This window comes from Stutzerimonas stutzeri, from assembly GCF_000219605.1.
In the GTDB taxonomy this organism is placed as follows: Bacteria; Pseudomonadota; Gammaproteobacteria; order Pseudomonadales; family Pseudomonadaceae; genus Stutzerimonas; species Stutzerimonas stutzeri.
The window spans coordinates 3221886-3245694 of record NC_015740.1 but is presented as its reverse complement, the minus strand read 5'-3'; the positions used below and the strand labels follow the sequence as shown (position 1 = coordinate 3245694).

The 23809-nt window shown below is 64.7% G+C and carries 24 protein-coding genes, 4 tRNA genes and 1 pseudogene; 15 read left to right on the top strand and 14 right to left on the bottom strand.

All coding sequences use genetic code 11. The features are described from left to right. Positions 1-3 precede the first annotated feature (3 nt). From gltX to PSTAB_RS15045, 6 genes are all read left to right on the top strand, one after another. Positions 4-1485: a glutamate--tRNA ligase gene (gltX, locus tag PSTAB_RS15070; RefSeq protein ID WP_013983605.1), complete on the top strand. Its 1482-nt coding sequence runs from the start codon at positions 4-6 to the stop codon at positions 1483-1485. A gap of 167 nt (positions 1486-1652) precedes the next feature. Then, positions 1653-1728 (top strand) — tRNA-Ala (locus PSTAB_RS15065). Between the two features lie 65 nt (positions 1729-1793). Continuing rightward, a tRNA-Glu gene (locus PSTAB_RS15060) sits at positions 1794-1869 on the top strand. Positions 1870-1912: 43 nt separating this feature from the next. Continuing rightward, a tRNA-Ala gene (locus tag PSTAB_RS15055) sits at positions 1913-1988 on the top strand. A 42-nt stretch (positions 1989-2030) separates the two neighbouring features. Next, positions 2031-2106 (top strand) — tRNA-Glu (locus PSTAB_RS15050). 192 nt (positions 2107-2298) lie between these two features. After that, the gene (locus tag PSTAB_RS15045; protein ID WP_013983604.1) at positions 2299-2748 is read left to right on the top strand and encodes an acyl-CoA thioesterase; all 450 of its coding nucleotides are present in this window, start codon (positions 2299-2301) and stop codon (positions 2746-2748) included. 10 nt (positions 2749-2758) lie between these two features. Here the strand turns inward: PSTAB_RS15045 and PSTAB_RS15040 are convergent, their stop codons facing one another. Then, positions 2759-3010 (bottom strand): hypothetical protein, encoded by a 252-nt coding sequence (locus tag PSTAB_RS15040; RefSeq protein ID WP_013983603.1) that lies wholly within the window; start codon positions 3008-3010, stop codon positions 2759-2761. A gap of 97 nt (positions 3011-3107) precedes the next feature. Here PSTAB_RS15040 and dinB point away from each other — a divergent pair, with 97 nt between their 5' ends. Next, positions 3108-4172: a DNA polymerase IV gene (gene dinB, locus PSTAB_RS15035; protein ID WP_013983602.1), complete on the top strand. Its 1065-nt coding sequence runs from the start codon at positions 3108-3110 to the stop codon at positions 4170-4172. 326 nt (positions 4173-4498) lie between these two features. Here the strand turns inward: dinB and PSTAB_RS15030 are convergent, their stop codons facing one another. The 8 genes from PSTAB_RS15030 to PSTAB_RS14995 form a co-directional block, all read right to left on the bottom strand. Beyond that, the gene (locus PSTAB_RS15030; RefSeq protein WP_013983601.1) at positions 4499-4900 is read right to left on the bottom strand and encodes an META domain-containing protein; all 402 of its coding nucleotides are present in this window, start codon (positions 4898-4900) and stop codon (positions 4499-4501) included. Then, the gene (locus PSTAB_RS15025) at positions 4897-5337 is read right to left on the bottom strand and encodes a hypothetical protein (protein WP_013983600.1); all 441 of its coding nucleotides are present in this window, start codon (positions 5335-5337) and stop codon (positions 4897-4899) included. The genes PSTAB_RS15030 and PSTAB_RS15025 overlap by 4 nt, the downstream gene beginning before the upstream one ends. A gap of 96 nt (positions 5338-5433) precedes the next feature. Continuing rightward, complete coding sequence (locus PSTAB_RS15020; RefSeq protein ID WP_013983599.1) at positions 5434-6240, bottom strand: dienelactone hydrolase family protein; 807 nt, start codon at positions 6238-6240, stop codon at positions 5434-5436. 164 nt (positions 6241-6404) lie between these two features. Further along, positions 6405-7106, bottom strand: a complete 702-nt coding sequence (locus PSTAB_RS15015; protein ID WP_013983598.1) for an ABC transporter ATP-binding protein — start codon at positions 7104-7106, stop codon at positions 6405-6407. A 2-nt stretch (positions 7107-7108) separates the two neighbouring features. Then, positions 7109-7876 (bottom strand): high-affinity branched-chain amino acid ABC transporter ATP-binding protein LivG, encoded by a 768-nt coding sequence (gene livG, locus PSTAB_RS15010; protein WP_011914086.1) that lies wholly within the window; start codon positions 7874-7876, stop codon positions 7109-7111. After that, positions 7873-9129 carry a high-affinity branched-chain amino acid ABC transporter permease LivM gene (locus PSTAB_RS15005; protein ID WP_011914085.1) on the bottom strand — a complete coding sequence of 419 codons (1257 nt, stop codon included), beginning with the start codon at positions 9127-9129 and terminating at the stop codon, positions 7873-7875. Before PSTAB_RS15005 ends, livG begins: the two co-directional genes overlap by 4 nt. Beyond that, a complete protein-coding gene (livH, locus tag PSTAB_RS15000; protein ID WP_011914084.1) occupies positions 9126-10049 on the bottom strand; it encodes a high-affinity branched-chain amino acid ABC transporter permease LivH in 924 nt (307 codons plus the stop codon). The genes PSTAB_RS15005 and livH overlap by 4 nt, the downstream gene beginning before the upstream one ends. 255 nt (positions 10050-10304) lie before the next feature. After that, a complete protein-coding gene (locus PSTAB_RS14995) occupies positions 10305-11423 on the bottom strand; it encodes a branched-chain amino acid ABC transporter substrate-binding protein (RefSeq protein WP_011914083.1) in 1119 nt (372 codons plus the stop codon). 199 nt (positions 11424-11622) lie between these two features. On the opposite strand from PSTAB_RS14995, the gene PSTAB_RS14990 reads away from it, so the two are divergent. Beyond that, positions 11623-11940: a DUF2288 domain-containing protein gene (locus PSTAB_RS14990; protein ID WP_013983597.1), complete on the top strand. Its 318-nt coding sequence runs from the start codon at positions 11623-11625 to the stop codon at positions 11938-11940. 30 nt (positions 11941-11970) lie between these two features. Here PSTAB_RS14990 and phnE read toward each other — a convergent pair whose 3' ends face one another. Genes phnE through PSTAB_RS14970 form a run of 4 tightly spaced genes read right to left on the bottom strand, consistent with a single transcriptional unit; the run spans position 11971 to position 15287 of the window. Beyond that, positions 11971-12738 (bottom strand): phosphonate ABC transporter, permease protein PhnE, encoded by a 768-nt coding sequence (phnE, locus tag PSTAB_RS14985; protein WP_013983596.1) that lies wholly within the window; start codon positions 12736-12738, stop codon positions 11971-11973. Continuing rightward, positions 12735-13568, bottom strand: coding sequence for a PhnE/PtxC family ABC transporter permease (locus PSTAB_RS14980; protein ID WP_013983595.1), 834 nt, complete (start codon positions 13566-13568; stop codon positions 12735-12737). Before PSTAB_RS14980 ends, phnE begins: the two co-directional genes overlap by 4 nt. Then, positions 13562-14416 (bottom strand): phosphonate ABC transporter ATP-binding protein, encoded by an 855-nt coding sequence (locus PSTAB_RS14975; protein ID WP_013983594.1) that lies wholly within the window; start codon positions 14414-14416, stop codon positions 13562-13564. Before PSTAB_RS14975 ends, PSTAB_RS14980 begins: the two co-directional genes overlap by 7 nt. A 19-nt stretch (positions 14417-14435) precedes the next feature. Continuing rightward, positions 14436-15287, bottom strand: a complete 852-nt coding sequence (locus PSTAB_RS14970; protein WP_013983593.1) for a putative selenate ABC transporter substrate-binding protein — start codon at positions 15285-15287, stop codon at positions 14436-14438. Between the two features lie 230 nt (positions 15288-15517). Between PSTAB_RS14970 and PSTAB_RS14965 the strand changes: the two genes are divergently transcribed. Further along, a complete protein-coding gene (locus PSTAB_RS14965; protein ID WP_013983592.1) occupies positions 15518-15712 on the top strand; it encodes a hypothetical protein in 195 nt (64 codons plus the stop codon). Positions 15713-15777: 65 nt separating this feature from the next. Here PSTAB_RS14965 and PSTAB_RS14960 read toward each other — a convergent pair whose 3' ends face one another. Next, positions 15778-16590, bottom strand: coding sequence for an undecaprenyl-diphosphate phosphatase (locus PSTAB_RS14960; protein ID WP_011914076.1), 813 nt, complete (start codon positions 16588-16590; stop codon positions 15778-15780). Between the two features lie 261 nt (positions 16591-16851). Here PSTAB_RS14960 and PSTAB_RS14955 point away from each other — a divergent pair, with 261 nt between their 5' ends. The 6 genes and pseudogenes from PSTAB_RS14955 to PSTAB_RS14930 all read left to right on the top strand — a co-directional run bounded on the left by PSTAB_RS14955 (position 16852) and on the right by PSTAB_RS14930 (position 23749). Then, positions 16852-17739 carry an NAD(P)-dependent oxidoreductase gene (locus tag PSTAB_RS14955; protein WP_013983590.1) on the top strand — a complete coding sequence of 296 codons (888 nt, stop codon included), beginning with the start codon at positions 16852-16854 and terminating at the stop codon, positions 17737-17739. Beyond that, a pseudogene (locus PSTAB_RS14950) lies at positions 17736-18517 on the top strand (hydroxypyruvate isomerase family protein). The gene PSTAB_RS14955 and the pseudogene PSTAB_RS14950 overlap by 4 nt, the downstream one beginning before the upstream one ends. 120 nt (positions 18518-18637) lie before the next feature. Continuing rightward, positions 18638-19984 carry a spinster family MFS transporter gene (locus PSTAB_RS14945; RefSeq protein ID WP_013983588.1) on the top strand — a complete coding sequence of 449 codons (1347 nt, stop codon included), beginning with the start codon at positions 18638-18640 and terminating at the stop codon, positions 19982-19984. Between the two features lie 156 nt (positions 19985-20140). Then, positions 20141-21343, top strand: coding sequence for an ISL3 family transposase (locus PSTAB_RS14940; RefSeq protein ID WP_013982218.1), 1203 nt, complete (start codon positions 20141-20143; stop codon positions 21341-21343). Between the two features lie 112 nt (positions 21344-21455). After that, positions 21456-22721, top strand: a complete 1266-nt coding sequence (locus tag PSTAB_RS14935) for an Hsp70 family protein (RefSeq protein WP_013983587.1) — start codon at positions 21456-21458, stop codon at positions 22719-22721. Positions 22722-22825: 104 nt separating this feature from the next. Continuing rightward, positions 22826-23749, top strand: coding sequence for a CHAD domain-containing protein (locus PSTAB_RS14930; RefSeq protein ID WP_011914071.1), 924 nt, complete (start codon positions 22826-22828; stop codon positions 23747-23749). Positions 23750-23809: the final 60 nt, after the last annotated feature.

Sequence of the window (23809 nt, the reverse complement as noted above, 5' to 3'; positions counted from 1 at the left end):
TCCATGACCACGGTTCGCACCCGCATCGCGCCTTCCCCGACCGGTGATCCTCACGTCGGCACCGCCTATATCGCGCTGTTCAACCTGTGCTTCGCCCGTCAGCACGGCGGCCAGTTCATCCTGCGCATCGAGGATACTGATCAGCTGCGCTCGACCCGTGAGTCCGAACAGCAGATCTACGATGCGTTGCGCTGGCTGGGTATCGAGTGGGACGAGGGTCCGGACGTCGGTGGCCCGCATGGCCCATACCGGCAGAGCGAGCGCGGCGAGATCTACAAGAAGTATTCGGACGAGCTGGTCGCCAAGGGGCACGCCTTTCCCTGCTTCTGTAGCGCCGAGCGCCTGGACCAGGTCCGCGCCGAGCAGATGGCCAACAAGGAGACACCGCGCTACGACGGCCATTGCATGCACCTCGACCCGGCCGAGGCCGAGCGCCGCATCGCCGCCGGTGAGTCCCACGTGATCCGCATGAAGGTACCGAGCGAAGGCGTGTGCCAGGTGCAGGACATGCTGCGCGGCACCGTCGAGATCGGCTGGGATCGCATGGACATGCAGGTGTTGATGAAGGCCGACGGCCTGCCGACCTACTTCCTCGCCAACGTGGTCGACGACCACCTGATGGGCATCACCCATGTGCTGCGTGGCGAGGAGTGGCTGCCGTCGGCACCCAAGCTGATCAAGCTCTACGAATACTTCGGCTGGGAGCAGCCGCAGCTGTGCTACATGCCGCTGCTGCGAAATCCGGACAAGAGCAAGCTGTCCAAGCGCAAGAACCCGACCTCGGTGACCTTCTACGAACGCATGGGCTTCCTGCCGCAGGCGATGCTCAACTATCTCGGCCGCATGGGCTGGTCGATGCCGGATGAGCGCGAGAAGTTCACCCTCGAGGAAATGATCGAGCATTTCGACCTCCAGCGCGTGTCGCTCGGTGGGCCGATCTTCGATCTGGAGAAGCTGTCCTGGCTCAATGGCCAGTGGCTGCGCGAGTTGCCGGTCGAGCAGTTCGCCGCCGAGGTACGGAAGTGGGCGTTCAATCCCGAGTACATGATGAAGATCGCTCCGCATGTGCAGCAGCGCGTGGAGACCTTCAGTCAGATCGCGCCGCTGGCCGGTTTCTTCTTCTCCGGCGCGTTGCAACTCGATCCGGCGTTGTTCGCGCACAAGAAGCTCGATGCCACGCAGGTTCGTCAGGTCATGCAACTGATCCTGTGGAAGCTGGAGGCACTGCGCCAGTGGGAGAAGGAACGCATCACCGCCTGCATCATGCAGGTGGCCGAACACCTCGGCTTCAAGCTGCGGGATGTGATGCCGCTGATGTTCGCCGCGATCACCGGACAGGCCAGTTCCGTCTCGGTGCTCGATGCGATGGAAATCCTCGGTCCCGACCTGACGCGCTTCCGTCTGCGCAACGCGCTGGAACTGCTTGGCGGCGCTTCGAAGAAGGAAGCCAAGGAGTGGGAGAAGTTGCTGGCCAGCCTCGGCTGAGCCAACGCAGCCAAGGCGGTGCCGACGTTCGGCGCCGCCGCGTTGCGGGGCAGGACCGTTGGTCGGCGGTAAGTAATTGTTCCTGCTGCCAAAAAACTTTAGTCGCGCGGAAATTTGTTGTTGACACTGCCCAGGGGCGCCCCTAATATGCGCCCCGTCCTCGAGATGGGGCTATAGCTCAGCTGGGAGAGCGCTTGCATGGCATGCAAGAGGTCGACGGTTCGATCCCGTCTAGCTCCACCAATCTCGAAGAGCAGAATTGCCACCAGCCTGTAGTTGTAGATGCAGGTTGCGCTTGAAGGGTTTGCGTCCCCTTCGTCTAGTGGCCTAGGACACCGCCCTTTCACGGCGGTAACAGGGGTTCGAGTCCCCTAGGGGACGCCACTATTCGCGATGTTTGCATCGCACGTCGAGAGACGCTAAATCCGGGGCTATAGCTCAGCTGGGAGAGCGCTTGCATGGCATGCAAGAGGTCGACGGTTCGATCCCGTCTAGCTCCACCAAATTGCCAGCGATTCCAAGATTTCGGGATCGTCGAAGGTTTCGTCCCCTTCGTCTAGTGGCCTAGGACACCGCCCTTTCACGGCGGTAACAGGGGTTCGAGTCCCCTAGGGGACGCCATTTTTATTGCCCGTTTTGGGCATCAAGGGGTCATCCATCATGAGATGGCCCTTTTTGTTTTGTGCGCTGGAAAGTGCCGGGTCAATGACGGGTTGCTGAATGCTCCGTCATAGCGAGCCGCAAGGCGCGTGACTCGCCGGCCACGCTGCGCTTTCATAGGCCATCGCAATCGGCCATCGAGGCATCTGACGAATGAGCTGGGATCAGCCGCAGGCGTTCATCATCGACCTGCACGTGGCATCGGAACATATCGACGAACTGGGACACGCCAACAACGCGGTCTATGTGACGTGGCTCGAACGCTGTGCCTGGCAGCACTCCCAGAGCCTCGGCCTGGGTATCGATGACTATCACCGCCTGGACCGCGCCATGGCCGTTCTGCGGCACGAGATCGACTACCTGGCAGCGGCCTACGAAGGTGATGCACTGCAACTCGGCACCTGGATCTCGGAGTCCGATCAGCGTCTGAAGATGAAGCGAAACTTCCAGCTGATCAGGCCTGCAGATGGTGCGACGCTGCTGCGCGCGCAGACCACTTTCGTCTGCATCGAACTCTCCAGCGGGAAACCCAAGCGCATGCCGCTGGAATTCGTCGACGGCTATGGCAAGGCGCTCGTACAGCCGTACCCGCTGGAGCTGTGAAGCCTGACGCTTAGCCGCGCTGCTCGGGCTTCATCGCGTCGCTCTCGCGGCGCTTTTCCGCATCCTCGCGCCAGTCGTCCTGCACTTCTTCCTTCATTCGCTGCTTGGCGCCGTCCTCGTTGTCGCGCACATGGCTGTCGCCGTGCTTTTCCTGCTGAACATTGGTGCCTTGCGGTTGGGTATTCATCTGATCCTGATCGGCCATTGCGGCTGCCGAAAACAGGCCGCCAAGGACGATCACGCTCGCGTACAAGATTTTCATCTGAACCTCCGGTTATCGGGGCGGTAAAGGACTTACCATCTCAATAACCGACCCGTTGCGCTGAAGATTCGTTCACTCCTTGCCGGTGCCCCGTTTCGTGAGCCAGACCGCCCTTCGCAAGATCATCCATATCGATTGCGACTGTTTCTATGCCGCGATCGAGATGCGCGACGATCCCAGCCTGGCGCGCCGCCCGATTGCCGTCGGCGGCGCGGCGGATCGGCGCGGTGTCATCGCTACCTGCAACTACGAGGCGCGCGCCTACGGGGTGCGCTCGGCCATGGCATCCGGGCATGCCCTGAAGCTGTGCCCCGACCTGCTGATCCTGCGCCCGCGGATGGAGGCCTACCGCGAAGCGTCGCGGGAAATCCATGAAATTTTCCGTACTTACACCGAGCAGATAGAGCCGCTATCGCTCGACGAGGCCTACCTGGATGTCTCTGCCTGTGAGCACTTCGCCGGCAGTGCGACGCGTATCGCCGAGGACATCCGTCGACGGGTCTGGCAGCAGCTGCGTATCACGGTGTCGGCCGGCGTCGCGCCAAACAAGTTTCTCGCCAAGATCGCCAGCGAGTGGAACAAGCCGGACGGCCTGTTCGTCGTCACGCCCGCGCAGGTCGAGGAGTTCGTGAAAGCGCTCGAGGTCAAGCGCTTGCACGGGGTTGGCCGGGTCACCGCGGAAAAACTGGGCCGCCTGGGCATTCGCACCTGCAGCGATCTGCGCGAGTGGGGGAGGTTGTCGCTCGTTCGGGAGTTCGGTGCCTTTGGCGAGCGGCTCTGGGGTCTGGCCTGGGGAATCGACGAGCGTCCCGTGCAGGTGGAAAGCCGGCGCCAGTCGGTGAGCGTCGAACAGACCTACGATCGCGATCTGCCTGATCTGGCAGCCTGCCTCGAGCGGCTTCCCCAACTGCTGCAGCAGCTGTCGACCCGCATGGCCCGGTTGGACAGCGGTTATCGCCCGGGCAAGCCATTCGTGAAACTCAAGTTTCATGACTTCACCCAGACCACCCTGGAACAGGCTGGCGCCGGCCTGGAGCTGGACGACTATGCCGACCTGCTGGCGACCGCATTCTCACGCCGCGCCCGGCCCGTGCGCCTGATTGGCGTCGGCGTGCGGTTGATCGACCTGCGTGGCGGTTTCGAACAGCTGCGCCTGTTCTGAGACAGCGCCTCGTTCGTGCGCCGCTTGGGCGAAAAGCACGAGGCCGCTCTTTCGAGCGGCCTCGCAGGCATAAAAGAGGGGATTCTCGGCCTGCCTGTACCAAGGTCCCCGAAACTGGATACCTGGGTAATTGCATGGGCTGTGCCAGTTTCGCAGACCGGAGGGCGCCATCGTGCAGAAGAGGCCTCAGAGGCCAGTTGACGGTCGTATGGGAGGCTTTTTCCGGGATTCAGCGGGGAAAAGCGCCGGCGCATGGCGTCGCGGAGTGGCTTTCGGTGCCTGAAAGCGGTGCGCAGACGCCGTCGTCTGCGCACATTTGGCGCGGCTTATTCGAGTTCCGGCCAGAGGCGCAGCGCGGCACCTTCGCCTGGCCAGAGGCGTAGCTGGTCGATGTTGGAGACGTCCCAGCGTTCGACTCGGTTGAGCAGGTCGAGGAACTGGTGCTCCTGTTCCATGATCTCCTCGGCGCACATCTTTCGTGTGCTACCCAGATTGCTGAAGCGCAGCCGCTGGCCATCGAGCTCGTAGCTGCCGAACCAGTGGTTGCAGCCGGCATTGCCGTAGGCACGCCCTTCGCTCAAGGTCAGCGAGACCGGTGTGCGGCCGATCACCGGTTCGTCGCCAATCCACTCGGCGATATAGGTTACGTCGCGTTGCAGTTCCAGCGGTTCTGTTGCGCAACCGATCAGGCCGAGCGCTGCAACCAGGGGCAAGACGCGCAATGTCATAGCTGTTCCTCCTTCCGGCAACTGGGGCAACGGTGCTGGCCATCCTGGCCGGACCAGCCCAGCTCGGCGATGCGTGCCTGGGCTGCCGGCTTGCGTGCGGCCTCGCCGAGCCTGGCGTCGACGGCGAACTCGAAGTCCAGCCGCTTGCCACAGCTGTCACAGGCGACCTGCCAGTTGAGGATCTCCAGTTCGTGAAACACCGGCCCGCTGGCCACGGCCATCCACTGTCCGGGCGGGTTGATCAGATGGCGCACTTTCTCGACGGTGAGGCGCTGCGAAAGATCGCGGCTGCCCTTGAGGGTGACGATCAGTACGTCGCCGCTGCGAATCGAGCCGCCATTGCCGGTGACCTGGTAGCGGCCCGGCGCCAGTGCACGGCATTCGGTGAGGGTGTGGGCGGGGTTGAGCAGGGTGTAGCGGAAATCGTGTTCGGTCATGACTCGTGTTCGACGCTGAGTTGTGCGCGCAATGCTAGCACGAGCCCCGGCGGCAGGCGTGCCGCCGGGGCGAATCGAACGCGGCGCGTCGAACGGTCACTGCGACCGGGCAGGCGTCGACGGGCCGAAGGTGTCCTCGAAGAACCGCTGCATATCACGCCAGGAGCGCTCGTCGGCGGCTTTCTGATAGGCCACGTCGAGGCCGTTCTTCTGATGGGCATCGGCGCCCGGATTGGTGAAGCCGTGCTTGGCCCCCGGCAGGCTGACGAACTGGTAATCGGCGCCGGCCTTGACCATCTCGACGTTCAGGGCCGCGACATCGTCGGCGCTGATCATGCTGTCTTCGGCGCCGTGCTCGACCAGCACTCGCGCCTTGACGCTACCCGGCGCGGCGCGGGTTTCGGTGGCCAATGCGCCGTGGAAGCTGACCACGCCGTCCAGCGGCACGCCCTGGCGCGCCATGTCCAGGACTACCTTGCCGCCAAAGCAGTAGCCGACCGCACCCAGCTTGTCGGTATCCGTCTGTGTCTGCTCCTTGAGCAGATCCAGGCCGGCGTTGAAGCGGCCCTTGGCTGCATCGGCGTCCTTCAGTGCGGCCTGCATGAAGCTCATGGCGTCCTTGGGGTGCTCGGTGTTCCTGCCCTCGCCATACATGTCGATGGCCAGGGCGCTGTAGCCCAGCTCGGCGAGGTCGCGGGCGCGTTGCTTGGCGTAGTCGTTAAGGCCCCACCATTCATGCACCACCACGATGCCGGGGCGCTTGCCCTCGATGGCATCGTCGTAGGCGTAGTAACCGATCATCTTGGTGCCGTCGGCAGCGGTGTAGGGGATTTCCTGCGTCTGTACCGCGGCATTGGCGGTGACGCTGGCAGCCATGAGCAGGCCGAGCAGGCAAAGGCGCATCGTGAGGTCTCCTTGACGGGCATTAGTGGGATAGAGGCATTCGAGCAAGCATAGCGGCTGTTCGACCGTACGCGCAGCGTGAGGGTTCGTCTGGCGGCATGCCGGACCGGAAAACGAAAAAGCCCCGCCAGGACGGCAGGGCTTTTCGTCGACCATGGTTGGGGTCAGCCGCCCAGGTAGGCGTCGCGTACCTTCGGATCGGTCAGCAGGTCCTCACCACTTCCCTGCATGACGATATGGCCGTTCTCCAGCACATAGCCGCGATCGGCCAGCTTGAGCGCCTGGTTGGCGTTCTGCTCGACCAGGAACACGGTCACGCCGTCTTCGCGCAACTGCTCGATGATCTCGAAGATCTGCTGGATGATGATCGGCGCCAGGCCCAGCGACGGCTCGTCGAGCAGCAGCAGCTTGGGCTTGCTCATCAGTGCGCGAGCGATGGCGAGCATCTGCTGTTCACCACCGGACATGGTGCCGCCGCGCTGCTGATATCGCTCCTTCAGCCGCGGGAACAGGCCGAGCACCTTGTCCAGCTGCTCCTGGAAGTCCGCCTTGCCGGTGAAGAAGCCCCCCATGGAGAGATTCTCCTCCACCGTCAGGCGCGAGAATATCCGCCGACCCTCGGGCACCACGGCGATGGCCTTGCGCATGATGTCGCAGGTCTGTTGGCCGACCAGCTCTTCACCCTGGAAGCGAATGCTGCCGCTGGCCGCCTGCGGTGTGCCGCAGAGGGTCATCAGCAGGGTCGATTTGCCGGCACCGTTAGCGCCAATCAGGGTGACGATTTCGCCCTGTTGTACCTGCACGTTGATGCCGTGCAGAGCCTGGATCTTGCCGTAGAAGGTCGAGACGTTTTCGAAAGTCAGCATGCTCACGCCTCCCCCAGATAGGCTTTGATCACGTCAGGGTTGTTGCGCACCTGCTCGGGCGAGCCGTTGGCCAGTGGGGTGCCCTGGTTGATCACGTAGATGTGGTCGGAAATGCTCATGACCAGCTTCATGTCGTGCTCGATCAGCAGCACGGTGACACCGTGTTCATCACGCAGCAGGGCGATCAGCGCCTTGAGGTCCTCGGTCTCCTTCGGGTTCAGGCCGGCCGCCGGCTCGTCCAGCATGAGGATGCGCGGACGCGTCATCATGCAGCGGGCGATTTCCAGGCGACGCTGCTGACCGTAGGCGAGGGTGCCCGCCGGGCGGTTGGCGATGTCGGTGAGGTTCACCTGTTCCAGCCAGTGGGCGGCGAAGTCCATGGCCTCGCGTTCGCTCTGACGGAACGCCGGCGTCTTCAGCAGACCGGCGAGAAAGTTGGTGTTCAGGTGTCGGTGTTGCGCTACCAGCAGGTTCTCCACCGCCGTCATGTCCTTGAACAGGCGGACATTCTGGAAAGTGCGTACCACGCCCTGACGGGCGATCTTGTGGCCGGGCAGGCCGTGGATCGGCGTGCCGTCGAGCAGGATTTCGCCGGCGGTCGGCTGGTAGAAGCCGGTCAGGCAGTTGAATACGGTGGTCTTGCCGGCGCCGTTGGGGCCGATCATCGAAACCACCTGCTTGTCGTGTACGGTCAGCGCCACCTCGTTGACGGCCAGCAGGCCGCCGAAGCGCATGGTCAGGCCGCGTACTTCCAGGATCGGGCGGCTCATTGCTTCAGCTCCAGGTGCGGGCGTTGCATCGGCAGCAGGCCTTGCGGACGCCAGATCATCATCAGCACCATCAGGGCGCCGAACATCAACATGCGGTATTCGCTGAACTCGCGCATCAGCTCGGGCAGCAGGATCATCACGATGGCCGCGAGAATCACGCCGAGCTGCGAGCCCATGCCACCCAGCACGACGATGGCGAGAATGATCGCCGACTCGATAAAGGTGAATGACTCCGGCGAGACCAGCCCCTGGCGTGCAGCGAAGAAGCTGCCGGCGAACCCGGCGAAGGTGGCGCCGAGGGTGAACGCGGAAAGCTTGATCACCGTGGGGTTCATGCCGAGTGCGCGGCAGGCGATCTCGTCTTCGCGAAGGGCTTCCCAGGCGCGGCCAATCGGCATGCGCAGCAGCCGGTTGATCACGAACAGGGTCAGCAGTACCAGCAGCAGGGCGATCAGGTAGAGGAAGATCACCTTGTTCACCGAGTTGTAGGCGATGCCGAAGTACTCGTGGAAGGTCTGCATGCCCTCGGCGGCGCGGCGGTCGAACGACAGGCCGAAGAAGGTCGGTTTGTCGATGCCGCTGATGCCGTTGGGGCCGCCGGTGATGCTGGTCATGTTACGCAGCAGGATGCGGATGATCTCGCCGAACCCCAGCGTCACGATGGCCAGGTAGTCACCGCGTAGACGCAGTACCGGGAAGCCGAGCAGGAAGCCGAACAGTGCGGCCATCGCTCCGGCGATTGGCAGCGCGGTCCAGAAGCCGACCCCGTAGTAGTGCGACAGCAACGCGTAGGTGTAGGCGCCCACGGCGTAGAAACCGACGTAACCCAGGTCCAGCAGGCCGGCCAGCCCGACCACGATGTTCAGGCCGAGGCCGAGCATCACGTAGATCAGGATCAGCGTGGCGATGTCTACGGCGCCGCGCGAGCCGTAGAACGGCCAGACCAGCGCAACCAGCACCAGCGCCAGGATGATCCAGCGTTGGGTCGAGGGCAGGGTGAGGAAGTTGCCAGCACCGGCTGGCACGCTCGGCAGGCTCGGGCTGGCGGCCCAGCCGGCGGCCAGATGCGTGCGGAACAGTTGCCAGACGAACATGGCCACCGCGCAGGCGGCGATGATCCAGAAGGTGCCGGCTTCGGCGCCATGCACCTCGACGCGGATACCGACGGTGGTGAGCTTCAGGCCGAACACCGGCACCGCCACGGCGATGACCAGCAGGGCGCTGAAGAAAGCGATACGCAGATTGCCGGTCATACCTTTTCCACCTCCGGGCGGCCGAGGATGCCGGTGGGGCGGAACAGCAGCACGAGCACGAGCAGGCTGAAGGCCACGACGTCCTTGTACTGATCACCGAAGATGTCGGCACCGAAGGCTTCGGCGACGCCCAGCACCAGGCCGCCGAGCATGGCGCCCGGAATGCTGCCGATGCCGCCGAGCACTGCGGCAGTGAATGCCTTGATGCCGGCGAGGAAGCCGATGTGCGGGTTGATCACGCCGTACTGCATGCTGATCAGCACCGCCGCGATGGCAGCCAGCGCCGCGCCGATGACGAAGGTCAGCGCGATGATGCCGTTGGTGTTGATGCCCAGCAGGTTGGCCATCTTCAGGTCCTCGGCGCAGGCGCGGCAGGCACGGCCCAGGCGGGAGCGGGAGATGAACAGCGTGAGACCGTACATGGCGACGAAGGTGACCACGAAGATCAGGATCTGCATGTAGGAGATCACCACACCATTCATGGTGCTTTCACCGATGACCAGGTTGCCCGGCATCAGGTTGGGGATCGCCTTGTCCTTGGAGTCCTGGGCCAGCAGCACGACGTTCTGCAGGAAGATGGACATGCCGATGGCGGAGATCAGCGGGATCAGGCGGTTACTGCCACGTAGCGGGCGGTAGGCCACCCGTTCGATGCTGTAACCGTAGGCGCTAGTGACGATCATGGCGGTGACGAAGGCGCCGATCATCAGGATAGGCAAGGCATCCAGGCCCATCATGGACAGGCCGACAATGGCGATGAAAGCGACATACGAGCCGATCATGTACACCTCGCCGTGGGCGAAGTTGATCATGCCGATGATGCCGTACACCATCGTGTAACCGATGGCGATCAGCGCGTAGGTGCTGCCAACGGTCAGCCCGTTGATCAGCTGTTGTAGGTAGTGGTAAAGCTCAGGCATCACTGCTCTCCCGAAGTCCCTGCAATTCCATCCGGTCTGGCTGCGCTGCCCACTTCGAACACACCGCACACCCTGGCGCGGCGCCACTGCGGTACGGCACCCTGCGGATCACGCATGGCGTCGGTTCGAGGCGGGCCTGCTGTTCAGGCCGCTCGTTGGATTACAGGTATGGCAAGGCGGCCCGGTGCTTGTGGCAGGGCCGCCCGCTAAAACAAAGCCCACAAGCGAGTGTGGGCTTTGCCAGGCTGATGAAAGTTACTTGGCTTCGGTCTTGGTGCCGTCCTGGTGCCATTCGTAGACGACGAAGTTGAAGTCCTTCAGGTCGCCCTTTTCATCGAACGCGAGGTTGCCGGTGGGAGTGTCGAAGGTGTTGCTGCGCAGCGCTTCGGCGACCTTGTCGGTGTCGGTGCTGCCAGCCTTCTCGATGCCTTCTGCGATGACCTGAACCGCGGCGTAGGCGGGGAACACGAACGGGCCGCTCGGGTCCTGCTTCTTGGCCTTGAAGGCATCAACCAGTTCCTTGTTGCGTGGATCCTGGTCGAAGGACTTCGGCAGCGTCACGTACATGCCTTCGGATGCCGGGCCGGCGATGGCGGAGATTTCCGAGTTGCCGACGCCTTCCGGACCCATGAAGCGCACGTTCAGACCTTTTTCCTTGGACTGACGCAGCAGCAGGCCCAGCTCCGGGTGGTAGCCGCCGTAGTAGACGAAGTCGACGCCTTCGCGCTTGAGCTTGGCGATCAGCGAGGAGAAGTCCTTGTCACCGGCATTGATGCCTTCGAACAGGCCGACCTTGATGTTCTTGCTTTCAAGGGTCTGCTTGACGGCCGTGGCGATGCCTTCGCCGTACTGCTGCTTGTCGTGGATGACGGCGACGTTCTTCGGCTTGACGTGATCGGCAATGAAGTTGCCGGCGGTCGGACCCTGCAGGCTGTCCAGGCCGATGGTGCGGAAGATCAGCTCGTAACCGCGGGAGGTGATGTCCGGGCTGGTGGACGCCGCGGTGATCATCAGGATGCCTTCGTCCTCGTAGATATCGGACGCCGGCTGAGTGGAGCTGGAGCAGAGGTGGCCAACGACGAACTTGACGTTGTCATTGACGATCTTGTTGGCCACCGCCACGGCCTGTTTCGGATCGCAGGCATCGTCGTAGCGAACGCCCTGCAGTTGCGCGCCGTTCACCCCGCCGGCCTTGTTGATCTGCTCGATGGCCATTTCGGCCCCGATGAACTGCATGTCCCCGTACTGCGCCACCGGCCCGGTTACCGGCCCTGCCAATCCGATGCGGATCGTGTCGGCGGCCAGGCTGTAGCTGGCTGCGCCGGTCAGTGCCATTGCCAGGAAAATTTTCGAAAGACGCTGGTTGGTCTTCATAAGTGCTCCACTTGCATCGTTATTGTTTGAATCCTGCGGGCCGGAGTGCCGTTAAGAGGCGAACATCCCGAAACGCTCCGGCAACTGTACCGGCACAGTGTAGAAGTGTCTCCTCCGTTTGCACAGCCGGCAGATTCAACCGTTTGATGGGAATCGGGGCGCGGGTATCATGGCGCCTTTTTCGTTACGGACGAGTCCCATGGCCGACGACGCAAGCACTCTTTATGCCAAGCTGTTGGGCGAAACCGCAGCGATCACCTGGCAGGAACTGCAGCCTTTCTTCGCCCGCGGCGCGTTGCTGCAGGTGGCTGGCGAGGCCGATCTGGTCGAGGTGGCGGTGGCGGTGGCCGAGGACGATCAGGCCAAGGTGGCCGCCTGGCTGACCGGCGGGCAACTGGCAAAGATGCCTGCCGAGCAGGCGCAGGACTGGCTGGAGCGTGACCCCGACCTGTGGGCCGTGGTCGTGGCGCCCTGGGTGCTGGTGCAGGAACGCGTAGCGAAGCCGGCGCTGCACTGAAACGGGGCGGGCGTGACGCTGACGCCGCCCTCAGCCTCTCACCCACCGCTGCCGCGCCCAGGCGCTCAGGCTGTCCACCGCCAGCACCATCGCCAGCATGGCGAGGATCACCGTCGAGGCCTGGGCTTCCTGGAACAGGCTGAGACTCATGTAGAGCATCTGGCCGAGGCCACCGGCGCCGACGAAGCCGAGCACACTGGCCATGCGGATATTGTTCTCCCAGCGATACAGCGTGTAGGCCACCAGCTGCGGCCACAAAGTCGGCAGGGTGCCGTAGCAGAACGCGGCGACCCGGCCGCTGCCGGCCAGGCGCAGGGCGTCGGCGGGCTGCGGCGGGGTGTTCTCCAGCGCCTCGGCGAACAGGCGGCCCAGCACACCGGCAGTATGCAGCGCCAGCGCCAGGGTCCCGGCATTCGGGCCGAGGCCGGCGGCGAGCACCATCAGTGCCGCCCACACCAGTTCCGGAATTGCCCGCAGTGCATTGAGCAGCAGGCGCGACGCCGCTTGCGCGAGCAAACCGAAGCGCCCGGCCGCCGGTAGCGCCAGCAGCAGGCCGAGCAGCGCGGCGAGCAGGGTGCCAATGGCCGACATGGCCAGGGTTTCCAGCGTGCCGTGAGCGATCGCCCGCAGATGATTGGCCGACAGATCCGGGGTCATGAAGCCCGACGCGTAGGCAGCCATCTGGGTCAGGCCGTCGCGGCTGAGCAGCGCGGCGCTGTCAAGCTGCAGGAAGGTGAACGCCGCCATCACGGCGCCGAGCAGACCCAGCGGGATGAGCAGGCGCGACAGCAACCTCATGCGAACCTCCAGCGCAGCAGACGGCTGAGCAGGTCCGCCAGCAGCACCAGCGCCAGGAAGGTCAGCAGCATGCTCGCCACTTCGCCGCCAGCGAACATGCGCATCGACAGATCCATCTGCTGACCCAGCCCGCCAGCGCCGACGAAGCCCATCACCACCGATGCACGAATCGCGCATTCCCAGCGGTACACGCTGTAGGACAGCATTTCTCCGGTGGCCTGTGGCAGCACGCCGTAGAAAAACGCCTGCAACCGTGAGGCGCCGCTGCCGAGCAGGGCGCGGGCCGGCAACGGGTCGACCGATTCGAAGATCTCCGCATAGACCTTGCCCAGCATGCCGGCGTAAGTGATGGCGATGGCCAGCACGCCAGCGGTCGGGCCGAGGCCAACGGCGCGAACGAACAGCAGCGCCCAGACGATCTCCGGAATGCTGCGCAGCACGATCAGCAGGCCGCGTACCGGCCAGCGCAGGGCGTGGGTCCACCAGGCCGGGCGGCCGCCTCGGCTGAGTGCCGAGAGCGACAGCGCGCGAGTGGCGAGAAGGGCGCAGGGAATGGCGATGGCCAGCGCGAGGGTCATGCCGGCGGTGGCGATGGCCAGGGTTTCCAGCGTCGCCTGCCAGAGCAGGGCAAGGAAGTCTCCGCCATGCTCCGGCGGCCAGAAGGCCGAAACGAAGCTGCCCATGGTGTCGGCGTTGCTGCCGTCGAACAGCACGCCAATGTCCAGCTCGCTCAACCGCAGGCCCGGCCAGAGCAGCGCCACGGCCAGCAGCGTCAGCAGCAGGCGGGAGGTGGCGGCAGGGTCATGGCGAACGAGCGCGGGGTTCAGCATCGTGGAATGTTCAGCTGCACGCGCGGCGCTGGTGCCGATGCCGGCGTGTGTTCGAGCTGCTCGTTGGCGTACAGCGCAGCCAGCTCGCCCGGGCCGATTTCGGCGGACGGTTTGTCGAACAGGATGCGCCCGTCCCGCACACCGATGATGCGCGGGAAGTGCTCCAGCGCCAGCTCCACCGCGTGCAGGCTGGCCAGCAGGGTGGCGTTGCGCCGCTGTGCCTCGCGGTTGAGCAGGCCCAGCGTGTGGCTGGCCAGCACCGGGTCCATTGCCGAAACGGGTTCGTCGGCGAGGATCAGGTCCGCGCCCTGGTAGAGCATGCGGGCGATACCGACGCGCTGCAGCTGACCGCCGGAGAGCTGATCGCAGCGCATGTACAGCTTGTCCGCCAGGTCCAGGCGACCGAGTGCGTCGGCAGCGCCCTGGCGATCCAGTGGGTAGATCAGGCTGAGCAGGCTTTTCGCCAGCGACCACTGGCCGAGACGACCGGCCAGCACCGCGGTGATGACGCGTTGCCGAGGTGGCAGCGGCGGCGCCTGGTGGATCAGGCCGATGCGCGTGCGCAGGCGTTGGCGAGCTCCGGCGGAGATCGACCAGGGACGTTGTCCGAGCAGCTCGACTTCGCCGCCGTCAGGCTTGAGCGCCGTGGCCAGCAATCGCAGCAGGGTGGTCTTGCCAGCACCGGACGGGCCGATGATGGCAACGCGCTCGCCGGGTGCGACCTGCAGGTCGATGCCCTGCAACGCCACCTGGCCGCCGGCGTGGGTATAGTCCACGCCGGCGAGCTTCAGCGCCGGGCCCTGCATGCCGACGTGGCCCGGTATCTGCTCGGTTTGCAGGCTGTTCATGGGCGACGCAGCGATGGCGTCACTTGAGCAGGCCGGCTGCGCGCGCGGCTTCCTCGATGCCGGCATAGTTCTCCGGCTTGGTCTCGATGAAGCGGCTGGCGGCCTGCAGATCGAGGATCGCCTTGTGCTCCGGGTTGGCCGGATCGAGGGCGAGGAACGCTGCCTTGATCTTCTCGACCAGCGCCGGATCGAGGTTGCCACGCACCGTCCAGTTGTAGTCATAGTAGGGCGGGGTGGTGGAGATCACTCGCACCTTGGCGGTATCGACCTTGCCGGCCGCGACCAGCTTGTCCCAGACCGAGGCGTTTAGCACGCCGGCGTCGGCCTTGCCGGCTTCGACCCAGGCCGCAGTGGCGTCATGGGCGCCGGAGTAGGCGATGCGCTTGAAGTACTGCTCCGGCTCGATGCCGTCCTTGAGCATGAAGTAGCGCGGCATCAGGCTGCCGGAGGTGGAGGACACCGAGCCGAACGCGAAGGTCTTGCCTTTCAGGTCGGCCAGCGACTTGACCTCAGGGTCGGCGGTGATGAACTTGCTGGTGAACTGCTCGTCCTGCTCGCGCTGCACCAGCGGGATCGCATCGCCGGTCTTCAGGCGCGTCTGCACGAAGGTAAAACCGCCGAGCCAGGCGAGATCGAGGCGGTCGGATGCCAGGGACTCGACGACCGCGGCGTAATCCGACACCGGGGTGAATTTCACCGGCATGCCCAGCTGCTGTTCCAGATATTCGCCCAGCGGCTTGAACTTGCGGATCAGCTCGGTCGGGGCTTCGTCAGGAATGGCAGAAACCCGCAGGGTTTCGGCGGCATGGGTAGTGGCAATGGACAAGGACAGGGCAAGGCCGGCGACGGCTGCCAGGGAGCGCTTCAGCATTGAGGGTTCTCCGGTTCAATAGCGGAAAAAGCGCGCGGATTATAGAGCCTGGCGGCCACCGGGAGCCAAGCGAAAAGCTGAACGACTTCAAAACCGGCCATCGCCCTGGCTGGACCGCTGGCGAAATATCCTGCAACACGACGAACTTTTTTCAGGCGCCAAACCTAAGGGTTCTGTAGTGGCCGAATATCAGCAATGTGCCACCCCGCAGGGCGAAGGAAACGAATGTGATGTGCGATGAGAAGCGTCAGTCGACCATGGTTTGGGCGGATGGCCACTCCTTCAGGGAGGTGGCCAGAATTCGGGAGCAGCCGGTCGAATCCAAGGACGATCCTGGCATGGCGTTTGGCGAAAAGATGTTCACCCAGGCGCGTCTGGCGGCGTTCGTGCTCGGCCCGCTGCTGATCGATCTGCCACAAGGCTAGGGCGTCGCAAGACGATCCGGCCAAACGCCGCGGCAAGCGCTCAGCGCGAGCCGCGGCGTGATCACTCAGACGCCGCTGAACAGTACCAGCAGCACGGCGCCGAGAATCAGGCGATAGATCACGAACGGCAACATGCCGACACGCTCCAGCAGTTTGAGGAAAAAGTGGATGCACAGGTAGGCGCTGATCGCCGACAGCACCACCCCCAGCCCCATTGCCGTCCAGTCCACGGCTACCTCGCCTTCCACCAGATCGAGCGTGCTCAAGCCGCTGGCAAGCACGATGATCGGGATCGACAGCAAAAACGAGAAGCGCGCCGCGCCGGAGCGCGACAGTCCCAGCAGCAGGCCGGCCGTCATGGTGACGCCTGAGCGCGAGGTGCCGGGAATCAGTGCCAGTGCTTGTGCACAGCCGATCAGCAGAATGTCTTTCCAGCTCAGGCTGTGCTCATCGCGCGGTTGCGGGGTACGCCGGCTGACCACGTCGGACCACCACAGCAGCAGGCCGAAGCCGATGGTTGCCCAGGCGATCACCAGCGGCGAACGCATCTGCTCCTCGATGAATCCCTTGAAAAGCAGCCCGGCGATGCCCGCCGGGATCGTGCCGAGAATGACGGCCCAGGCCAGCCGGCTGTCACCGACACGCTCGCGGCGGGCAAGGGATGCGAACCAGTCGCGGGTCATGCCGAACACTTCCTGGCGGAAGTACCAGACCACGGCGGCGAGCGTGCCCAGGTGCACGGCTACGTCGAATGCCAGCCCCTGGTCGTCCCAGCCCACCAGGTGCGGGAAGAGGATCAGGTGAGCGGAGCTCGATACCGGCAAGAACTCGGTAAGCCCCTGCACGATGGCCAGGACGATGATCTGAATTAAATCCATTGCGTGTTTCCTGCGATGTCTTCTGATGCACGACGAGCACGTGCGATGAGCGGATGGTCTGCGCGAGGCGATGCCTCGGGGCCTCCTTCAGAGGCGCTTGAAGACGGATCGTTCCGGTTGGTCGGGCAAAATGCTGGATTGCGTTTGATGACATTGTGACATTGCACGGTCGCATGGGGCAGCGCTGCTGCGCCTCGCGCCATGGCCGGATACGCCGGGGCGGGGCTAGAATCGGCCATTCGTTCACCAAGGAGCCGTCTCATGTCCGATCTGCCAACCATTGCCTTCGCCGGGATCGGCCTGATGGGCCTGCCGATGTGTCGACGCCTGCTGGCGGCCGGGTATCGTCTGGTGGTGTGGAATCGCTCATCGGCGAAATGCCAGCCACTGGTCGATCTGGGCGCCAGGGCCGTGGCGACCCCCGCCGAGCTGTGCGCCGAGGCCGATGTCGTGCTGCTTTGCCTGGCCGACACCGCCGCCGTGCGCGAGGTGCTGTTCGGCAAGGGGGGGGTCGCCGAGGGCGGCAAGGCGGGCAAGCTGCTGGTCGACCATTCCAGCCTGGAACCCACCGCGACCCGGGATATGGCGGCAGAGCTGGAGTTTCGCTGTGGCATGCGCTGGGTCGATGCACCGGTCTCCGGCGGCACTGCCGGCGCGGAAGCCGGCACGCTGGCGATCATGGCCGGCGGCCGTGCCGAGGATGTCGAGCGGGTGCGGCCGATTCTGATGAACCTCGGCCAGCGTCTGACCCACATGGGCGAGGTCGGCGCCGGGCAAGTGACCAAGGTGTGCAACCAGATGATCGTCGCCTGCAACGCCCTGGTGATCGCCGAGGTGGTGGCGCTGGCCGAGCGCGCCGGGGTCGATGCCAGCCTGCTGGCGCCGGCACTGGCGGGCGGTTTCGCTGACTCCAGACCGCTGCAGATCCTCGCTCCGCAGATGGCAGCGAGTGAGTTCGAGCCGGTGAAATGGCACGTGCGCACCTTGCTCAAGGATCTCGACACCGCAGTGAAACTGTCCCGTGAGCAGGGGGCGGCGACGCCCTTGAGCGGTCTGGCCGCGCAGTTGATGCGCCTGCACGGCAGCCAGGGCAACCTGGAACGCGATCCGGCAACGCTGGTGCAGATGTACCGGGAGGGCGACCAGTGAAGATCGCGGCCAATCTTTCGCTGCTGTTCACCGAGCTGCCGCTGGTCGAGCGCATCCTCGCCGCCCGCATCGCCGGCTTCGATGGTGTGGAGATCCAGTTCCCCTACGAAGTCCCGGCCATCCGGCTGAAGGACCAGCTCGAGCGCGCCGGCCTGCCGCTGGTGCTGATCAACCTGCCGGCCGGCGACCTGATGCAGGGCGGCCCCGGGCTGGCGGCGGTACCGGAGCGGCAGGAAGCCTTTGATGCCGCCCTGCAGGAGGCGCTGAACTACGCGCTCATGGTGCGCCCGGCCTGCGTCAACGTGCTGCCGGGGCGCCTGGCCGAGGGTGTCGAACGCGAACTGGCGCTGGAGACCCTGGAGCGCAACCTGTGGAAGACCGCCGATGCCTTCGATCTGCTCGGCATCCGCGTGCTCTGCGAGGCGATCAATCCGCTGGACATGCCGGGATTTCTGATCAACAGCGCGGCCGACCTGCGTGCGCTGCTGGAGCGGGTCGAGCACCCAACTGCATGGCGCAGCTGGACTTCTACCATATGGCCCGTCAGGGGCTGGACCTGCCGGACTGCATCGCCCGGCTGGCCGGGCGCATCGGTCATGTGCAGTTTGCCGATTGCCCCGGGCGCGGCGTGCCCGGTACCGGCGAGGTGGACTTCCCGGCGGCGCTGCAGGCGCTGCAGGCCAGCGGCTACCAGGGCTGGCTGGGCGCCGAATACAAGCCGGGCGAGCAGGGCCGCGAGGCCAGCCTCGGCTGGCTCGCCGAATGGCGCGCCCGCTGAACCATCGCGCGGCATAAGCGAGGCTGATGTTCGGAGACAGGAGCAGGCACAGACTCTAGAGTCATTGTCGAGTCCCGGCTGGTCTGCGGCCGGAATATAAGAACAATCGAGATTGACGTCATGCAGCCTTCCACCCAAGCTTCCAACGCCTGGCGCGTGCTGTTTCTGCTGTTTCTGGCGAATCTGTTCAACTTCTTCGATCGCACCATCCCGGCCATCATCGCCGAGCCGATCCGGCTGGAGTGGAGCCTCAACGACTTCCAACTCGGCCTGATCGGCACCGCCTTCACCATCGTCTACGCCATTGCCGGCCTGCCGCTGGGGCGCATGGCCGACCTCGGCTCGCGGCGCAAGATCATGGGCTGGGGGCTCACCGCCTGGAGCGGCCTGACGGCTATCAACGGGCTGGCCTGGAACTTCTGGAGCTTCCTGTTGATTCGCATGGGCATCGGTATCGGCGAGGCCAGCTACGCGCCGGCGGCCAACTCGCTGATCGGCGACCTGTTTCCGGCGCACAAGCGGGCCCGGGCCATGGGCATCTTCATGCTGGGCCTGCCGCTGGGGCTGCTGCTGGCCTTCTTCACCATCGGTTCCATGGTCGAGTTCTTCGGCAGCTGGCGTGCGCCCTTTTTCATCGCCGCGGTGCCCGGGCTGGTGCTGGCAGTGTTCATCTTCCTGATCCGCGAGCCCACGCGCGGCGCGGCCGAGACCGTCAAGGTCTCGCAGGAACCCGTGCAGCAGCCGATCCGCAAGGTGCTGTCGATCCGCACCTTCTGGTGGCTGGTAATGGCCGGGCTGGCATTCAACTTCGCCACCTACGCCTGCAACGCTTTCATGGTGCCGTTGCTGATGCGCTATCACGGGGTTTCGCTGGTCAATGCCTCGGTCGCCACCGGTGTGATCGTCGGCCTGACCGGCCTGATCGGACTCACCCTGGGCGGTTGGGTCGCCGATCGCATCCATCAGCGCTTCGCCCGCGGCCGGCTGATGTTCGCCGCGGTGAGCATGCTGATCGCCACGCTCGCGACCGGTTACGCGCTGCTCGCCGGGCGGATCGACGTGGGCCTGTTCGTTGCGGTCTTCAGCATCGGCTGGCTGTTCTCCTACAACTTCTATACCTGCGTCTACACCGCGATCCAGGACGTGGTCGAGCCGCGCCTGCGGGCCACGGCCATGGCGCTGTTCTTCGCCGGCTTGTACCTGCTCGGTGGTGGCATGGGCACGGTGGTGGTGGGGCTGCTCTCGGACCATTTCGCCGAAGCGGCGATGCTGGCGGCAGGGGCTGGCGAAATGGCCGAGGCGTTCCGCGCCGAAGGGCTGCACGGCGCGATGTACCTGATTCCGGCGTCCCTGCTGCTGACCATGGTGTTCCTGTTCCAGGCCTCACGGACCTTCTGTGCCGATGCCAAGCGCATGACGGCCGGAATGACTGCCGGGGCGCCTGGTGCGGAGGCGGTGCCTGCCTGACAGGGCGTTGCGTCATGGGGTTTGTGCCCGGACCAGTGATGGCCGGGCATTTTTTTTGGTTCTTCGCGGACTCTGGGGGAAGAGCGAGTTGACAGTCAGGGAAGCAGGTAAATTGGCAGTCGCCAAACACACCCTTCACCTGTCCCTGCTGTCGCCGTGCATCCTATTGATCTTGCCTCGTTCTGGCCAGGCTATGACGCCGTTGCCTGCCGTTCATCCGCCAACAACTCCCTTCTGATTGAGCTCGAGCCTCAAGCCGGTTCAGTGCCCAGGTGCGGGCGTTGTGGTCAGCTCAGTCCGTTGATTCACGAGCGCCGAATTCGTCTGGTGCGCGATCGTGATCTGTTCGATCAGCGCGTCTTGCTTCAACTACCCGTGCGCCGAGTCGATTGCCTGAACTGTGGTCGGGTGACCGAGCGGATCGACTGGCTGGAGCCTGCATCTCGCCTGACCCGGCGGTTACAGGTCTGGCTCGAAAGCTTGCTGCGGCTGCTGCCGATCAGCCACGTCAGCCAGCTCACCGGCCTGCACTGGCACACCCTCAAGACGCTCGACAAGCGCCGCCTGCAAGCCGAGGTAGGCACCTTCTATTCAAGCGGTGTCCGCCGCCTGGTGATGGACGAGTTCGCCCTGCACAAGGGGCATCGCTATGCCACGGTCATCATGGACGCCGAGCGAACACGGGTGCTGTGGGTCGGCCACGGCAACAGCCGTGAGGCGATCCGCCCGTTCTTTGAATTGCTCGGCGAGCACTGCCAGCAGATTGAGGCGGTGGCCATGGACATGAACACGGCTTTCGACCTGGAGGTGAAGAAGCATTGCCCGCAGGCCGAAGTGGTGTACGACCTGTTTCACGTCGTCGCGCGCTACGGTCGGGATGTGATCGACCGAATCCGGGTCGACCAGGCCAACCTTCTGCGCGAAGACAAGCCGGCACGAAAGGCGGTCAAGCAGAGTCGTTGGCTGCTGCTGCGCAACCGCGACAACCTGAAGGACGGACAGGCCGTGCAGTTACAGGAGCTGCTTGCTGCCAACCAGCCGTTGGCTACGGTCTATGTGCTCAAGGATGCGCTGAAGGATGTTTGGTACGCCCCCAGCGTACGAGAGGGTTGGCGACGCTGGCGAACCTGGCTGCGACATGCTCGCGAGAGCGACCTCGCGCCGCTGCAACGCTTCGCTCGCAACCTGCGCAAATACGCGCGAGGCATCCTTGCCAGTGCTCACTTCCACATGCATACCAGCGTCCTTGAGGGTGTTAACAACCGCATCAAGGTAATCAAGCGCATGGCCTATGGATTCCGGGACTCGGAGTACTTCTTCCTGAAAATCAAGGCCGCCTTCCCCGGGAAAGCGCGATGAACCTTTTTTTTGCGGGTAGAACGCTGGCTGCGGCAGCCGACGATAGGCCTGCAAGCGGGTGCTACCTCCATTACACTGCGCGGCCGTTTTTTCTGTACCCGCGGACCACACCATGTTCAACGCTTCACCTGCCCGCGCTTGCGGCATCGATTTCGGCACCTCCAATTCCACGGTCGGCTGGTGGCGGCCGGATGTCGATCCGCTTATCGCACTGGAAGGTGACCAGCCGACGCTGCCCTCGGTGGTGTTCCTCAATCTGGAAGAGCGCCGCCCGGTCTACGGTCGCCAGGCGCTGGACGAGTACCTCGAAGGCTACGAGGGCCGACTGATGCGCTCGCTCAAGAGCCTGCTTGGCTCCAAGCTGCTGAAGAGCGAAACCACCGTGCTGGGCAGCGCCATGCCGTTCAAGGATATCCTCGGGCTGTTTCTCGGCACCCTCAAACAGCGGGCAGAAGCCGCGGCGGGCCGACCTTTCGAGGAGGTCGTGCTGGGCCGGCCGGTGTTCTTCGTCGACGATGATCCGCAGGCCGACCGCGAGGCGTCCGAGACCCTGGCGGGGGCTGCGCGCAAGATCGGCTTCGGCGAGGTGTCCTTCCAGTACGAGCCGATCGCCGCGGCCTTCGACTACGAGTCGCGTATCGAGCGCGAGGAGCGCGTGCTGATCGTGGATATCGGCGGCGGTACCTCCGACTTCTCGCTGGTGCGCCTGTCGCCCGAGCGCCGTGCGGTGGACGACCGGCAGGCGGACATCCTCGCGACAGGCGGCGTGCATATCGGCGGCACCGACTTCGACAAGCAGCTCAGCCTGCACGGGGTGATGCCGCTGTTCGGCTATGGCAGCCGGATGAAAAGCGATGCACCGATGCCTACCAGCACCCACCTCAACCTCGCCACCTGGCACACCATCAACGCGGTCTACGCCCCGGCGTCGCAGCGCGCGCTGCAGAGCATGCGCTACGACATCGTCGATCCCACCGGCATCGATCGGCTGTTCCGCCTGATCGAGCAGCGCGCCGGCCACTGGCTGGCGATGCAGGTGGAGCAGGGCAAGATCGAGCTCACCGAGCAGCAGCGCTTCGCCATCGATTTTCAGCGCATCGAGCCGGATCTGCGGGTCGAGCTGAGCCGGCAGGGCTTCGAGAGCGCCATCGCCGCGCTGCTCGAACGCATCGGTGCCAGCATCAAGCAGCTGCTGGCCGATGCCGGGGTGCGTGCCGAGGAGGTCGACACGGTGTTTTTCACCGGCGGTTCCAGCGCCATTCCCGCGTTGCGCGACAGCGTCGCCGGGTTGCTGCCGCGGGCGCGCCATGTCGAGGGCAACCGCTTCGGCAGCATCGGCAGCGGGTTGGCCATCGAGGCGCGCAAGCGCTACGGTTGAGCCGGGCCGCAACGTCATTCGCTGACACAAAAACTTCACACTGACGGGTCAACGTCGGGTGCAGGCTGCGGGTCCCATTAACGGTGCTCAAGCGGAGCGTCTTCATGGAGAGCAATTCGATGGCCTATCGCATCCGACCTACTCGCAACGCCGCCAAGGAAGTGCGCAAGGCCGCCCTGCAGCGCATCGACAAGGCGATCCAGGCGCTTACGGTCGAGGCGGATGAGCGCGCGGAAGGGGTGCATCAGGCGCGCAAGCGCTTCAAGGAACTGCGAGCCCTGTTGCGGCTGGTACGCGAGCCGCTCGGTGCACGTTTCAAGCTCGACAACCGGCGGCTGCGCGACGTGGGGCGGCGCCTGGCCGAGTCCCGCGATGCCGCGGCGATGCTGGAAAGCTGGGACGCCCTGGCACGGGCCAACCAGCCACTGTTCGTCAGCGACGCGTTCCGCCAGATTCGCCTGCAACTGCAGCAGCGCGCCGCGCCGGATGGCGAGGTGCACGCGGATTTCGACGCGGAGCTGGCCGAAGTGCTGGGTGAGTTGCGTGCGCTGACCCAGGAAATGCAGCACTGGAAGCTGTCCGGCAAGGGCTTCGGGCTGCTCGCCAACGGGTTGCGCCGCACCTACAGCGACGGCGTGCGGGATCTGGCGCGGGCGGAACGGGATGCTTCGGACGAGCTGCTGCACGAGTGGCGCAAGCGGGTGAAGGATCATTGGTATCACTGCCAGCTGCTTTCGCCGTGCTGGCCGGACGCGCTGGAAAGCCGCGCCGATCAGCTCAAGCAGGTCGCCGATGCCCTGGGCGATGACCATGACCTGGCGATGATGGCCCAGCTGATGGAGCGCGAGCCCGATCTGTTCGGCGCGCCGGAGACTCGAGAACAGTTGCAGCGTTGTATCCAGCAGCGCCGCGAGCAGCTGCAGCAACGAGCGCTGCGCCTTGGCCGGCGGCTCTACGCCGAGGGGCCGAAGGCGCTGGTCACCCGAATGGCGGCCTACTGGTGCATCGCCCGGGCGGAGCGCGGTTAGCTTCGCACGTGGCCCTGGGGGCGGGCCTCAGCCCGCCGGTCAGGGCCGGAACGCGCCAGC